Raw genomic sequence first — 13,726 nt, forward strand, 5'->3', positions numbered from 1 at the left:
ATGGCGGATCTTCGGCTACGCACCCGCTCCGGCGGCCAGGCCGTGCTTGGCGCGATCGACCAGGCAGCCCTGGCCGCGGCGCATTTTCTGCTTGGCGTACTGGTGGCGCGCATGGGCGGCGTGATGGCGCTGGGTCAATTTGCTTTCGCCTATTCGCTGATCGTGCTGGTGAACATGGTGCACGCGGCCGCAATTGCCGAAATCTACAGCGTCGACCCAAATGTAGCGGAGAGTGCACGTCGCTACGGCACGTTGCCGCTCTTCCTCACTACGGTTTCGCTCCTATTGGGAAGCATTGGCCTGATTGCGTTGGCTGGCACGTGGTCGGAGGAGATGCAAAAGGCGACCTGGAATATCCCTTTCGTATTGGCAACGGCGCTGAGCGCCTGTTACTGGTCAGTGAAGCCGTTCTTTTATCGACAGAAGCGACCGCTGGCCGTACTGGGTACGACCGTGGCGTATGCGCTGGTCACGTTGGGCGTCACGTGGATGGGCTACCGTATGCAGGGCGCGGCGTGGCAGCCATTGTGGTCGATCGCGGCGGGTGCGTCAGCGGCGTCGATCCCGCTTTGGCGAGCCATCAAGCCGCCCGATGCCGAATGTGCCAGGCACCTGGGGCGTTATTTGAAGGCGACCTCGAAATATGCGTCGTGGGGTCTTCCCGCCGCGCTGCTCATCTGGATCAACAGCAACGGCTACACATTCGTGATGCCGCTGTATGGCGATACCGCGCAAACCGGCGGATTGCGCGCGGTGCTCAACCTGGTGGCCCCGATCAACACGTTGCTGGTCGGTGCCTGCACGGCGATCCTGCCCATGCTTGCGGATCTGCATCGCAACGGCGACGCCCCAGGCTATGCGCGAGCCATTCATCGCATGGCCGCAGCGCTGTTCGGCGCCACGCTGCTTTGCGGCTTGGTAGTGGCACCGACCAGCGCCAGGCTAATCGTGCTGATTTATGGCGAAGCCTATGTCGGATTCGCCGATGTCCTGCGCAGCGCGGCGTTCCTGCCTGCGCTTTGGGTGGTCGCATCTGTCTATCGCTCGGCGATTCGCGCGCAAGCCAACACCCGCGACCTGTTCAAGGTCTACGCCATGGCGTTGCTGCCGGTGGGGCTGGTCCTCATGGCCGTACTTGCTCGCTACGGCGCTGCTGCTGCCGTGGACGGCATGCTGGCGACGCAACTCCTGATTGTCGCGGGTTTCATCTATCACTTCCGCCGCCGGATGCTTCCGACGAAGGCAGGCTCGTGAAAAATTTCACTTTCGCCAAGGCCAACGCGGTCAAATTGGCTCGATTGCCTTTATATGCACTGGGTGGCCTCGTTGCCTGGTTTTTTCCACGCCGACGGGATCTGTGGGTATTTGGCCGCAGCACAGGGGTCGGCGAGGGGCCGTTGCGCCTCTTGCGGGTGGCACGCCAGGAATACCCGCAGTTGCGCCTGGTCTGGATAGCGCAGAACCCATCCCAATGTGAAGAGGCGAAAAGGCTGGGCCTGGAGGTCCATTGCAAGTCTTCGTGGCGTGCGCATTGGCTCACCTTGCGGGCGAGTGTCGGGGTGATGACGCATGGTTTTGGCGATCTCTGCCGACCCTTCGTGCCGGGCATGTATCTGGTCCAGTTGTGGCATGGCTCGCCCTTGAAACGCATCCAGCTGGATGCCCCCCATACGCAAACCGCCGGTGCGCAAGGGGGCGTGGGAAAGGTCGGCGCCTGGCTGGTCAGGACGGCGTTCAAAATTTCTTCACGCCTGATCAGTTGCGTGGCCTCGCCGTCGCCGATGGTCAGCGAGCGATTCAAAAGCTCCTGGGGTTGGCAGGATCTGTCACGCATCCGTCTTACCGGTGATCCGCGCTGCGACGTACTGTTGGAAGGCGAACCGGACAAGCGCAAGGCGAAAGCCTTGCGTCGGCTGGCCGACATCTGGGGAATCGAAGCCCTGCCGGGCCGGCTGGTGATGTTCGCGCCGACCTGGCGCGACGGGCAGAAAGATCCGACCCTGCCGCGCGCCGAGGCTTTGCAAGCTTTACAGGCAGCACTGAGCAGGCAGGACGCCTGTTTGGTGGTGCGTTCTCATCCGTGGGGAACGTTGCAGAATGAAGTGGCCGACGTAGAAACGGGGCGCATCCGCTTTCTGACTTCCTCGATGCTGCACGACGTCAACGAGGTGCTCAATGCGTTCGACGTGTTGATTACGGACTACTCGGCAATCGCCATGGACTACAGCCTGCTGCAGCGACCGATCGTATTTCTGGCACCGGATCTTGAGGCCTATCAGCGCAGTCGTGGACTGTATGAGAGCTACGAAAACTTCACGGGCGGCGAATGGTCCATCGATTGGCAAGGTGCCATTGATCGGCTGGAAGCCATTTTAAGTAACGAAGCAGCCCTGCAGCCCGGCGGCGACAACGCGGGTACCCGCCTGGCCAGGCGCTATCACAGCTATGCCGACGCCCAGAGTGGATATCGCGTACTGCACGAAATCGCGGTCGATAAGGAGCTGACCCGTCAGCGCCGTTCGGACGCGCCGCTGGAAATCATGCACGTCAGCGGATGCCTGGGAGGGGTGGAAACCTATCTGCAAATCTTTGCATCGCATAACGACAACGAAAAGCTGCGCCTGTCGTTCGTGTTGCCCGAAGCCTGTGACCTGTACGAGTACGCGACCGCGCAAGGCATGCCGGTGCATACCGTGCCAATGCGCCGGCCGATCGCGCCATGGGCGGATCTGAAAGCCGCTTTGGCGTTGCGCCGCATCGTGCGCCGCGCATCGCCCGACGTCGTCCACCTGCACAGTTCCAAGGCAGGGCTGGTGGGGCGCCTGGCGTGCGTGGGCCTGGGGCGCAAAGTCGTCTACACGCCACACGCCTACTTCTATCTGGCGAAACGAGGACTCGCGCGGCGCATATTCACGTGGGCCGAGCGGGTACTGGACCGGCTGGCGCGCAGCATCACGCTGGGAACCTCGCCGTCGGAAGAGCGGCGCGCCCTCGAGGATATCGGCTGCCCTCGTTCGCGTGTCGAGCACATCCTCAACAGCGTTGATCTGGAGCACCTGAGCCATCGCCGCACGCAACCGACAGGTGGGCACATAGTGCTCGTCGCCAGGGTCAGCGAGCAGAAAAACATTCCCATGTATCTGCGGGTCGTGCGCCGCCTTCGCGAGACATCGAACGCGCCGTGCTATCTGGTGGGTGTCGGCCACTACGAAGACGACCGCCGGACGCTCGCGCAAATGATGCATGCCAGCGGACTCGTCGAGCAGGACCTGAAAATCGTCGAATGGATGCCGCGATCCGATTTGATCGGCCTGATCGCCGATGCCGCCGTGGTGGTTCTCACCTCGAACTACGAAAGTTTCGGCTACGTATTGGCTGAAGCCAATGCTTTGGGCATACCAGTGGTCGGTACCGATGTCGACGGCATCCGCGACATCATCCGCGACGAACGCAACGGCTATCTGGTGCCCGCCGGCGATGCCGAGGCGATGGCTTCGCGCGTGCAGCACTTGCTGAATCACCAAGACGCCTGGTCGGCGATGTCCGCGGCGGCCACGGAAGAGGCCGCCCGCCGCTTCGACATACGGCAATCCATGCCGCTGTTCGAGGCCTTCTACGAGCGACGAACTCGTGAACGTTGAGAGAAGGAATGCACTGGCAACGCGTATCGTGCTGCTGTGCCTGTGCTTTCTGTCTGCTTGCATCATGGCCGGCCTGAAGCCGATCCCGCTACTGTACGTGGATGGGATCAGCATCCTGCAAACCAAGCTGGCATTGACGGCATTCGGAAGCTCGTATGAGGCTTCCGCCTATCTGCTTTCTCCGCTGTTCGACGTATTGCGCACGTTCGGAGTGAGGCTGGATGGCTACGGCCAGGTCTTTGACGACGATCAATTCATCGTCAATGTGCTGTTCGGTGGAATGTTCTTTCTTGGGGTGGCCGTGGTAGCCATGAGCTTGCGGGTACGCTCGAACTTGGTGAATGTCGTCAGCTTCGGCTTTTTCCTACTGGCCCTATCCCCGTTCTTTTTCTGCATTTCCAAGGAACTCGTTCCTGCATGGGTAGCGGTCGTAGCGTTGACAACTCACCGGCTCGGTTGGCTGGGTCGGCGAGGGATGTTCGCTTTCTATGTCGGCTTGATTCTTTTGTGCGGCTTTTATTTTCGTATCTACTATCTGTGCTTCGCGGGGCTGCTGTGGCTGAACTGGACGATGGATGGGCGCCGCAAGAACCTGCTGCTGTTCTATCTCCTCGGCGCAGGTGCTCTGGTCGTTCTGTACGACAAGCTGCCACTTGATCTGATCAACAAAGGTCGCGCCTCTTATTTGGAAGGCGTGTCCAACAGCCGCATCCGATATTTGTTTCCTGACAACAACGGGATCGGCTTCGTCAGCAATCGCGTACTCACGCTGCTACAACTGCTGTTGCCAGTAAGCTTGCTGGCGATCAGCCCGTCTTATCTGCCATACGTGGTCCTGCAATGCCTGCTGACCTGGATGACGCTCCGCCAGCTCAGGTATCCGAGCCGCGATTTGCGCTCCATGGCGGCCCACGTGTTGCTGGCCTTCACGATTGTGGGCGCGCTCTTCGAACCGGACTTCGGCTCGTACTTCCGGCACAAGATCGGCGTACTGCCCTTTCTTCTGCTAGTGGTTGCAGATTTCGAGTGGAAGGGAAGAGAAACGAGTGGCGTAGAACGCGCACGCCGGATCGCGCAGGAAGCGTATTGACGATGCTCCGTGCCGTAAAAGTCTGGGCCGGGGCATTCGCCTTGGCGCTATCACTGACCCAGTCGGCCCATGCGCGCGCCAACGACCTGGAAATAGGTGCTGTCGTCCACTTTTCCTATGAGGACGCAAACATCCCCCTCATCGCGTGTCTGATCAGGCAGACTCGGTTGACATCCTGGCGAACATCGCTGGTCTGGGCAGCCGTCGAGCGCGAAAAAGGAAGCTACGTATTGCCGCCACCTTTCGCGCTCGTAGTGGAACAGGCGCGCAAGGCACGGCAGCAGGGCCTGCATCCCTTGCTGATTCTGGATTACGGCAACGAGCTTTATGAGAAAGGCGGGCTCGTCACCACCGAAGAAGCGCGCACAGGCTTCGCCAACTATGCCGGCTGGGTGGCAACGCAAATGAAAGGCGTCGTGCACCACTACGAGATATGGAACGAGTGGAACATCGGCTTAGGCTCCACCACCAGGCCGCGAACCATTGGAAGCGTCGACGCTTATGCCAAGCTCGTACGCGCCGCTGCCGCCGCCATCCGTGCCGCAGACCCATCAGCCGTAGTGATTGCCGGCGGTGCGACCAACGAGGATACGCATTGGTTCGAGGCGTTCGCTCGCACCGGCGCTCTATCGGAGATCGACGGAGTCAGCATCCATCCTTACAACTACGGCAAGCCGCTATGGGGGCACACACCCGAGGCGGCCATGGCCTGGGTCGACCGGACCGAGCAATTGCTGGCCAAGGCAAGCGGCCGCCCGGTCGATGTGTATGTCACCGAAATCGGTTGGCCGACTCACGTGGGCGGTTATGCCGAGGACACAGTTGCGGATTACCTGACCCGCTTCATGAATTTGGCCAAGGCGAGCGGATACGTGCGCGGCGTGTGGTGGTACGACCTGATCGATGACGGCGGGGATCCGGAAAACAAAGAAGATCGCTTCGGGCTGTACCGCCAGGACGGGACACCTAAGCCGGCAGCGTTGCGTATGACCGAGTTCAACCGCTGACGAATTGCCGGAGGTGTGACCGCTTGCCTGACTGGCGGTCGCGCTTGAAACATCTCTGTCACGTGGCGTGCTTACGGTGCTGGCATGGCATCCGCACGTGATTCTCATTGGCAACACTCGCACTGCAAGCTTCGCTTGCGGGTTCTATCGGTTCCGACCAGGAGGATGGGAGCGTGACGGTCTCGCGGCGCGATTTCCTGCTCGGTGCGGGCAGTTTGCTAGGCGTCTGCGGCTTGGAAAGCACCTGGCGCAGCGCGGCGGCATTCGTACCGCCGCCGATGAGCATGCCCATGCGCAGCACGGCCGCAACGTTGGCTGCACCCAAGGTGCCATTGATCAGCCCCACTTCGCTGGCGCGCTTCGTCGATCCCTTGCCGATTCCGCCCGTGATGCGCGCCGCGGGTCAGCGCGCACATCCCCGCTATCCCGGCCGGCAACTTCCGTACTACCGGGTGGAGATGCGCGCGTTCAAGGCGCGCCTGCATCGCGACCTTCCGCCGACGTCGATGTGGGGCTACGAGGGCGCCTTTCCCGGCCCCACGATCGACGTAAAGCGCGACGAACCTGTGTTGGTGGAATGGATCAACGCATTGCCTGAGCGGCATTTTCTGCCGATCGATCACACGATTCACGGCGCAGAGAAAGGCAAGCCGGACGTGCGCACAGTGACGCACGTACACGGTGCGCGCGTGCCGGCCGATGCTGACGGTTTTCCGGAGGACTGGTACACGCCAGGCCGTTCGGCGCTTTATCACTATCCCAACGGTCAGGACGCGGCCACCCTCTGGTACCACGATCACGCCATGGGTATCACGCGGCTCAATGTCTACGCAGGATTGGCGGGTGCCTATATCGTGCGCGATTCCGAGGAGCAGGCCCTGCAACTGCCATCCGGGGGCTACGACATTCCCTTGATGCTGTGCGACCGCCTGGTGGCACAGGACGGCAGCCTGTATTACCCGGTTTCGGACGATCCGTCCGCACCCTGGGTCATGCAATGCAACGGCAACTTGCCGTTGTGTAACGGCAAGATATTTCCTTATCTGCAGGTCGAGCCGCGCCGCTATCGCCTGCGCCTGATCAATGTCGCCAACACCAGCTTCTTCGATCTGTCGTTGTCGCACGATCAGGCGTTCCAGCAGGTCGCCAGCGACCAGAGCTTGTTGGCAAAGCCGCTGGAGCGCGCGCGCATCGAGCTCTATCCGGCCGAACGCGCCGATGTGCTGATCGACTTCTCCGCATGGGCTGGCAAGACGATTCAGCTTCGCCACCAGTCGCAAGGCATCCTGGAGTTTCGCGTCGGTGCGAGTACCGGTAGCAAGGTCCCTGCCTTGCCGGCGACTCTGCGCGACGTGCCGCGCATCGACTCCGCCAGCGCGACGCAGCACCGCGTGATGGCCTTGACCGAAGTGGACGATGCCAATGGCAATGCCATGACGATGCTGCTGGATGGCAGGCGCTGGTCCGATCCGATCAGCGAAAAACCGCGCCAGCACAGCATTGAGACCTGGAGCTTCGTGAATCCCACCGGCGATGCGCACCCGATCCATCTCCATCTGGTGCGTTTCCAGATCGTGGATCGGCGTCCCTTCGACCTGTTTGCCTGGAATGCACGTCGCGAGTTGAAGTTCACCGGCCCTGCCCTGCCGCCCGAACCGCATGAATGCGGCTGGAAAGATACCGTGCGCACCGATCCGGGCATGGTCACGCGCATAGCGATGCGTTTTGAAGGCGAGCCCGGCCGGTACGTGTGGCATTGCCATTTCCTCGAGCACGAGGACAACGAAATGATGCGGCCTTACGAGCTGTTGCCCGCGTAAGAAGTGAAGGGTGCGTCAATGCATCCGTGCACGCCGTCATCTTTGTCGCAGAACTGTCACGTCGCACGCGCGCGATGTCGCGGCCCTGCCAACGTTGCGTCACGTGGGCGGCGCACACTTTTCGCCGCTTGCTCCGAGGCTCACTTCGCGCATGCAAGCGTAATCAGGGGGATTACTTCGATTGCAGGCTTTCCTGGAAAGCCGGCAGGAGACACCAGTCATGCCTACGAAGTTCGGCCGTAAACGCTTCAAATCATCTTTCATGAGGCCTGTTGCACTGTGCGCGCTGGCGACCGGGATCGTCGGTCTAGCCAATGCACAGACCGCCACTCCGCCGAATGACGCCCACTTCCGTTACAACGTGCCGAGCACGGCCACCACGCCGGTGAACGGCCAGCCGGGCGGCATCGTTACGCTTTACAATCCGAACGACAGGCAGGACGCCAGCAATCGCACGCGTACCCCGATCAAGCACGTCATTCTGCTGATCGGCGAAAACCGCACCTTCGATCACGTCTTCGCCACTTACACGCCGCCGGCCGGGCAGACCGTCAACAATCTGCTTTCCGAAGGCATCGTTAATGCCGACGGCACGCCGGGTCCGAACGTGGCCAGGGCCGAGCAGTGGCAGGCCAGCCAGACCGGCGACTATTCGAATTCGCCCACGCGCACCGGCGCATATACGAACCTGCCGCAGATGAACACTGGCGGCGCGCCGACCCAGCCGTATCTGTCCTCCGCCGCGCAGGCCGAAGCGATCGAGCCGGCGCTGCCGAGCGCCGACTACGTGCAACTGGCCGAAGGTGGCACCGGCCTTCCCAACGATGTCGTCGACACGCGCTTCCCGGCTACGCTGGGCAATGCGCCGGTCGACATGCATGCATCGCTCAGCTACAACGACTACGCCAACAGCCCGGTACATCGCTTCTTCCAGATGTGGCAGCAGCTCGATTGCAACGTCGCCAACGCCACCTGGAAAAATCCCAGCGGCTGCCGCGCCGACCTCTTCCCCTGGGTGGAAGTGACCATGGGTGCCGGCAACAACGGCAAGATCCAGCCAACCAACTTCAGCGACGAAAGCACGGGTGAAGGTTCCACCTCGATGCAGTTCCTCAACATGGCCGAAGGCGACGCGCCGTACTTCAAGCAGCTTGCCGAGCAGTACGCGCTTAGCGACAACTTCCACCAGTCGGTGATGGGCGGCACGGGTGCCAACCACATCATGCTGGGCTTCGGCGACGCGATCTATTACGCCGACACCAACGGCAACCCCGCGGTGCCGCCGACCAACCAGATCGAAAACCCCAACTCGCAGAACGGCACCAACAACTGGTGGGTGCAGGACGGCTACAGCGGCGGTTCCTACGTGAACTGCGCCGATGACAGCCAACCCGGCGTGGGCGCGGTGCGCAAATATCTGAAGAGCCTGCCGTACCACACCTTCCGCGGCACCGATTGCAAGCCGGGCGCCTACTACCTGGTGAACAACTACAACCCGGGTTACCTGGGCACCGGTGCACCGGCTCCGCTGGGCAACGACCTGTATACCGTTCCGCCGACCAAGCAGCAGAACCTCGCGCTGCTGCTGACGCGCCATCACGTCAGCTGGAAGTATTACGGCGAAGGCTGGGCGAACGGTACCGAATCGGGCGAAGCCGGCACCTTCTGCAATATCTGCGATCCGTTCCTGTACTCCACGCAGGTCATGACCAACCCGGCCCTGCGCGCCAACAACCAGGACATCAACAACCTGTACAGCGACATCCAGAACGGCACCTTGCCGGCAGTGGCGATCGCCAAGCCCGACGGCCTGCTGGACGGTCATCCGTCGTCGTCCAAGCTGGAGCTGTATGAAGGCTACGTGCAGAAGATCGTGCAGATGGTGCAGGCCAATCCGACCCTGTGGAACAACACCGCCATCATGATCACCTTCGATGAAGGCGGCGGCTACTACGATTCCGGTTACGTGCAGCCGATCGACTTCTTCGGCGACGGCACGCGCATTCCGTTGCTGGTGGTCTCCAAGTATTCCGCCGGCGGCCGCGTGGTGCACACCTATTTCGACCACGTCTCGTTCGACAAATTCGTCGAAGCCAACTGGGGTATCCGCGAGACCATCTCCAGCCGCAGCCGCGACAACCTGCCCAACCCGATGCAGCTTCCCTGGAACCCCTACGTTCCGGTGAACGCCCCGGCCATCGGCGACTTGATGGACATGTTCAACTTCCATCACGGCTGGGAGTCCCAGAACGGTAGCGTTGCCGCAACACAGAACTGAGTATGCTGTGGACCATGCCCCGCCCGCTTCGGCAGGCGGGGCTTTTTTTCCTCAGCCGAACGCCGAAAAATTCTCGCGATGAGTCTCTTTGCACGTTCCGTCAGCTACCTGGGCCGCTGGTCCAATCCCGCCGCCGCGCTGCTGTTGCTGGGCGCGTCCAGTACGATCAGCTCGCCCGTGCAGGCCGATCCGGGCGACTTCCAGGCCATGCCCGGTTTGTGGAAGATCACCTTGCACACCATCAAGGACGGCCACGACACGGTGAAGTGGAAGTGCCTGTACGACGGCGCCGACCCGTGGGCCACCTTTGTGGACGTGATGGCTCCGGACGCCGATTGCCAGCGCAGCAACGAACATCGCACCAGTACGGCCCTGGCCTGGCAAACTGCGTGCGGCGCCCACGACGGCCATGGACGCATTGCGCTGGATTCGCCGCAGCACTATCTCGGCAGCGTGAAACTCGACGAGCAGGATGTGCTGAAAGTCGAAGGCCAGCGCTACGCAGCGTGCACCGGCCCTGCCGACTGAGCGGCTTCACTCGCTGACCGTGGCCTGTCCGCCAAGCGCGCGCAAGCGGCGCTTGTGCACGCGCTTGGCTTTGCGCAAGGCCTTGCGTTCGCGTCGATCGTGCAACCACAAATAGATCGCCGGCGTACTGAGCAAGGTCAGCAACTGGGATACGAACAGTCCGCCGAGGATGGCGATGCCCAGCGGCTGGCGCATCTCAGCGCCCATGCCGAAACCAAGCGCCAGCGGCAGTGCGGCGCCCATGGCGACCAGGGTGGTCATGGTGATCGGCCGGAAACGCACCAGGGCCGCCTCGCGGATGGCTTCGGGCGGCGTGAGCCCGCCCTCGCGCTCGGCCACCAGGGCGAAGTCCACCATCAGGATCGCGTTCTTCTTCACGATGCCGATCAGCATCAGCACCGCAATCACCGACATGGTCGACACCTGCGTGTGCGTAACCAGCATCGCCAGGAACGCACCCATGCCGGCTGCCGGCAAGGTGGAAAGAATGGTCAGCGGGTGAATCAGGCTTTCGTAGAGAACGCCCAGCACGATGTACATGGCCAGGATCACCGCAATGAAAATGATCGCGCCGTTGGTGGCCGCTTCCATCAGCTGCTGGTTGTCGCCGGTGAATTTCTTCATGACGCCAGGCGGCAGTTGCGCGGCAAGCATGGCCTGATCGATCAGCTTCAGCCCATCGGACTGGGTTACGCCGTCCGCCAGGTTGTAGTTGATGGTCGCCGATTCGAGCTGGTTGTAATGCTGGATATCGATCGGTTCGATAAACGGCCGCACGTGCGCCAAGGCCGACAGCGGCACCATCTTGTTCTGGTTATTGCGTACGTACATGCCCAGCAGCGTCTGCGGGTTCAGCGAGCCGGCGTTGTCGTCGGTCAGGATCACCTGATACTGGTTGAGCGGCGAATAGATCACCGACACCGGCGTCTGCCCGAAGGCGTTGGCCAGCAACTGGTCGATCTGACCCATGTCCACCTGCAGGCGCGAGGCGGCGTTGCGATCCACCTGCAGCATCTGTTGCTTGCCGATGCTGTCAAAGCTGGTGCTGACGTCCCGGAACTGCTTCATCGTGCGCATCACCTGGGCCAGTTTCAGGGTCGGTCCCTGCAGGGCCTGGCTGGTGGTGCTGGTCAGGTCGAAGTCGTATTTACCCTTGGCCTTGTTGCTTGAGTTGCTATTGAAGAAGCCGATGTTGGTCAGCGATAGCTGCACGTCGGCCAGTTTTTGGTACTGCGCCTTGAGGCGCGCAATGACTTTGTCCGCCGGGTCCGAACGCTCGCCCGGGCCGTCGCCGCGCGGCTTGAGGTCGATGAAGTAGGTGGCCTCGTTCGAGACCGCGCCGTTGGTGTTGTTGCCGCCCAGGAACGAGGTGACGTCGAGCACCGCCGGGTCGGTCAGCATGGAGGCTTCCAGCGCCTGCGTGCGCTTGGCCAGCAATGCGGGCGAAATATTGGCATCGGCTACGAGGTCGGCTTCGATCTTGCCGGTGTCGCCCTCCGGCATCAGGGTGCCGCCTGCCGTCTTGACCACTGCCATCGCCAGCACCACGGTGAGAATCAACAGCAGCGGAGGTTGCCAGCGCATGATGCGGCGATGGCGCATGGCCCAGTCCAGCGCACCCGAATAGATGCGCAGCAGGCTGCGGTCGAAGCGCTCCACCGCCATTTCAAGCTTGCCCGCCTGCTTGCTTCCCTCCTCCCGCACCAGGTAACGGCCGCATAGCGCAGGCGTAAGCGTGAGGGACACCAGCGCGGAGATCACGATGGTGGCAATCAGGGTGACGGAAAACTCGCGCATCAGCATCACCATGAAGCTGTGCCCGAACACCATCGGAGCGAATACCGCGATCAACGAGAGGGTGATCGAGATCACCGTAAAGCCGATTTCCCGCACGCCGTTGAGCGAGGCTTCCATGGGATCGGCGCCGCGTTCCATGTGTCGGTAGATGTTCTCGATCACCACGATGGCGTCGTCCACCACGAAACCTATGCACAGTACCAGCGCGATCAGCGACAGCATGTTGAGGGTGAAGTTGAGCGCGTACATCAACACCAGGGCACCGGCCAGCGACAACGGTACGCTCAGCGTGGCGATCAGGGTCGGGCGCACCCTGCGCAGGAAAACCAGCATCACCAACGCCACCATGATCACGCTGAGCAGCAGTGCCACTTCCACTTCGCGCAGCGTCGACTTGGTGGAGTCGGTCAGATCGAAAATCGGGTTGATTCGCACGTCGGCCGGCACCAGCGCTTCCAGCCGCGGCACCGTGTCGCGAATGCTCTGCGCCAATTGCACGGCGTTCGCCTCCGGGCGCTTCATCACCTGCAGGATCACGGCGTGCTGATTGTTGAACCACGCGGCCTGATAGGCGTCCTGCTGGCCGTCGGTCACCGTGGCCACGTCGGAAAGCCGCACCGGGACGCCTTTCTGATTGGCGATGACCAAGTTGGCGAAGTCGCGTGCGCGGATCAGTCCGTCGTCGGCGCTCACCGTCATTTGCGTGGTGCCATCACTCAGGATGCCCTGCGGCGAGCTGACGTTGGCCGCGCGCAAGGCGTTGGCCACGTCATTGGCGGTCAGTCCCATCGCGGTGAGGGCCGCGGCGTTGAGCGAAACGCGTACGGCGTGCGGCGTGCCGCCGATGAGCTGTGCCTGTGCCACGCCGGGAATTTGCGCGATGGCCGGCCGCATCAAGGTGTCGGCCAGGTCGTAGAGCTTGTCCGGCGCCATGCTGGAAGAGGTCATGGCCAGCAGCAACACCGGGATCTGCGTAGTGTCGGCCTTGAACAATTGCGGCGGCGACAAGGCCATCACCGGCGGCAGGTCGGGGATCGCCGCATTGATGGCCGCGTTCACGTCGCGCGCCGCGCTGTCGGCGGTGCGCGAGGTGTCAAAACGGATCTGGATCTGCGTGCCGCCCGGATTGGCATCGGAGGTCATCTGCTGGATGCCGGGAATCCGTCCAAACTGGCGCTCAAGCGGCGCGACGACGGTGGACGCCACCGTCTGCGCATCCGCACCCGGCAAGAGCGCCTGCACGGTGACGGCGGGGAATTGTATCGACGGAAACGCAGCCAGTCCAAGGACCAGGTAGGCGCAGAATCCGGCGATGACCAGGCCGATCGCCAGCAAAGACGTGGCGATCGGTCGGCGGATGACGGGCTCGAAAATATTCACGCGTGGGTCCAGCGATACGCGCCGCGATATCGGGCGCGTCGAAACAGAGAGGGCGAAGAGAACATATCCATGCGCACCTCATACCCTGATCGGCCACGGCGCAAATGTGCCTTTCGTCCAACCGTGCCATTAGGTAGAGATGGTTTGAGCACGCGTATCGCCAAAGGGCGATACGCGTGACGGGC

Annotated in this window: 8 protein-coding genes; 7 read left to right on the forward strand and 1 reads right to left on the reverse strand. The window is 62.0% G+C overall.

The genetic code is table 11. The features are described 5' to 3' along the window. From ISS99_RS09880 to ISS99_RS09910, 7 genes are all read left to right on the forward strand, one after another. Window positions 1-1,254, forward strand: coding sequence for a lipopolysaccharide biosynthesis protein (locus ISS99_RS09880; RefSeq protein ID WP_204631437.1), 1,254 nt, complete (start codon window positions 1-3; stop codon window positions 1,252-1,254). After that, on the forward strand, window positions 1,251-3,641 hold the full coding sequence (locus ISS99_RS09885) for a CDP-glycerol glycerophosphotransferase family protein (protein WP_204631438.1): 2,391 nt from the start codon (window positions 1,251-1,253) through the stop codon (window positions 3,639-3,641). Before ISS99_RS09880 ends, ISS99_RS09885 begins: the two co-directional genes overlap by 4 nt. Further along, window positions 3,631-4,731 (forward strand): hypothetical protein, encoded by a 1,101-nt coding sequence (locus ISS99_RS09890; protein WP_204631439.1) that lies wholly within the window; start codon window positions 3,631-3,633, stop codon window positions 4,729-4,731. Before ISS99_RS09885 ends, ISS99_RS09890 begins: the two co-directional genes overlap by 11 nt. A gap of 2 nt (window positions 4,732-4,733) precedes the next feature. Then, window positions 4,734-5,738, forward strand: a complete 1,005-nt coding sequence (locus ISS99_RS09895; RefSeq protein ID WP_204631440.1) for a cellulase family glycosylhydrolase — start codon at window positions 4,734-4,736, stop codon at window positions 5,736-5,738. 173 nt (window positions 5,739-5,911) lie between these two features. Further along, on the forward strand, window positions 5,912-7,558 hold the full coding sequence (locus ISS99_RS09900) for a multicopper oxidase family protein (RefSeq protein WP_284343759.1): 1,647 nt from the start codon (window positions 5,912-5,914) through the stop codon (window positions 7,556-7,558). Between the two features lie 220 nt (window positions 7,559-7,778). Next, a complete protein-coding gene (locus ISS99_RS09905; RefSeq protein WP_204631441.1) occupies window positions 7,779-9,836 on the forward strand; it encodes an alkaline phosphatase family protein in 2,058 nt (685 codons plus the stop codon). 78 nt (window positions 9,837-9,914) lie between these two features. After that, window positions 9,915-10,364 carry a DUF3617 domain-containing protein gene (locus tag ISS99_RS09910; RefSeq protein WP_204631442.1) on the forward strand — a complete coding sequence of 150 codons (450 nt, stop codon included), beginning with the start codon at window positions 9,915-9,917 and terminating at the stop codon, window positions 10,362-10,364. 6 nt (window positions 10,365-10,370) lie between these two features. Here the strand turns inward: ISS99_RS09910 and ISS99_RS09915 are convergent, their stop codons facing one another. Next, a complete protein-coding gene (locus ISS99_RS09915) occupies window positions 10,371-13,541 on the reverse strand; it encodes an efflux RND transporter permease subunit (RefSeq protein ID WP_204631443.1) in 3,171 nt (1,056 codons plus the stop codon). Window positions 13,542-13,726: the final 185 nt, after the last annotated feature.

This window comes from Dyella mobilis (genome assembly GCF_016904945.1).
GTDB classification, from domain to species: Bacteria; Pseudomonadota; Gammaproteobacteria; order Xanthomonadales; family Rhodanobacteraceae; genus Dyella_B; species Dyella_B mobilis.

Coding starts and splice junctions, on each gene's coding strand:
- ISS99_RS09880 (WP_204631437.1), top strand. CDS start 1: ATGGCGGATCTTCGGCTACGCACCCGCTCCGGCGGCCAGGCCGTGCTT.
- ISS99_RS09895 (WP_204631440.1), top strand. CDS start 4,734: ATGCTCCGTGCCGTAAAAGTCTGGGCCGGGGCATTCGCCTTGGCGCTA.
- ISS99_RS09905 (WP_204631441.1), top strand. CDS start 7,779: ATGCCTACGAAGTTCGGCCGTAAACGCTTCAAATCATCTTTCATGAGG.
- ISS99_RS09910 (WP_204631442.1), top strand. CDS start 9,915: ATGAGTCTCTTTGCACGTTCCGTCAGCTACCTGGGCCGCTGGTCCAAT.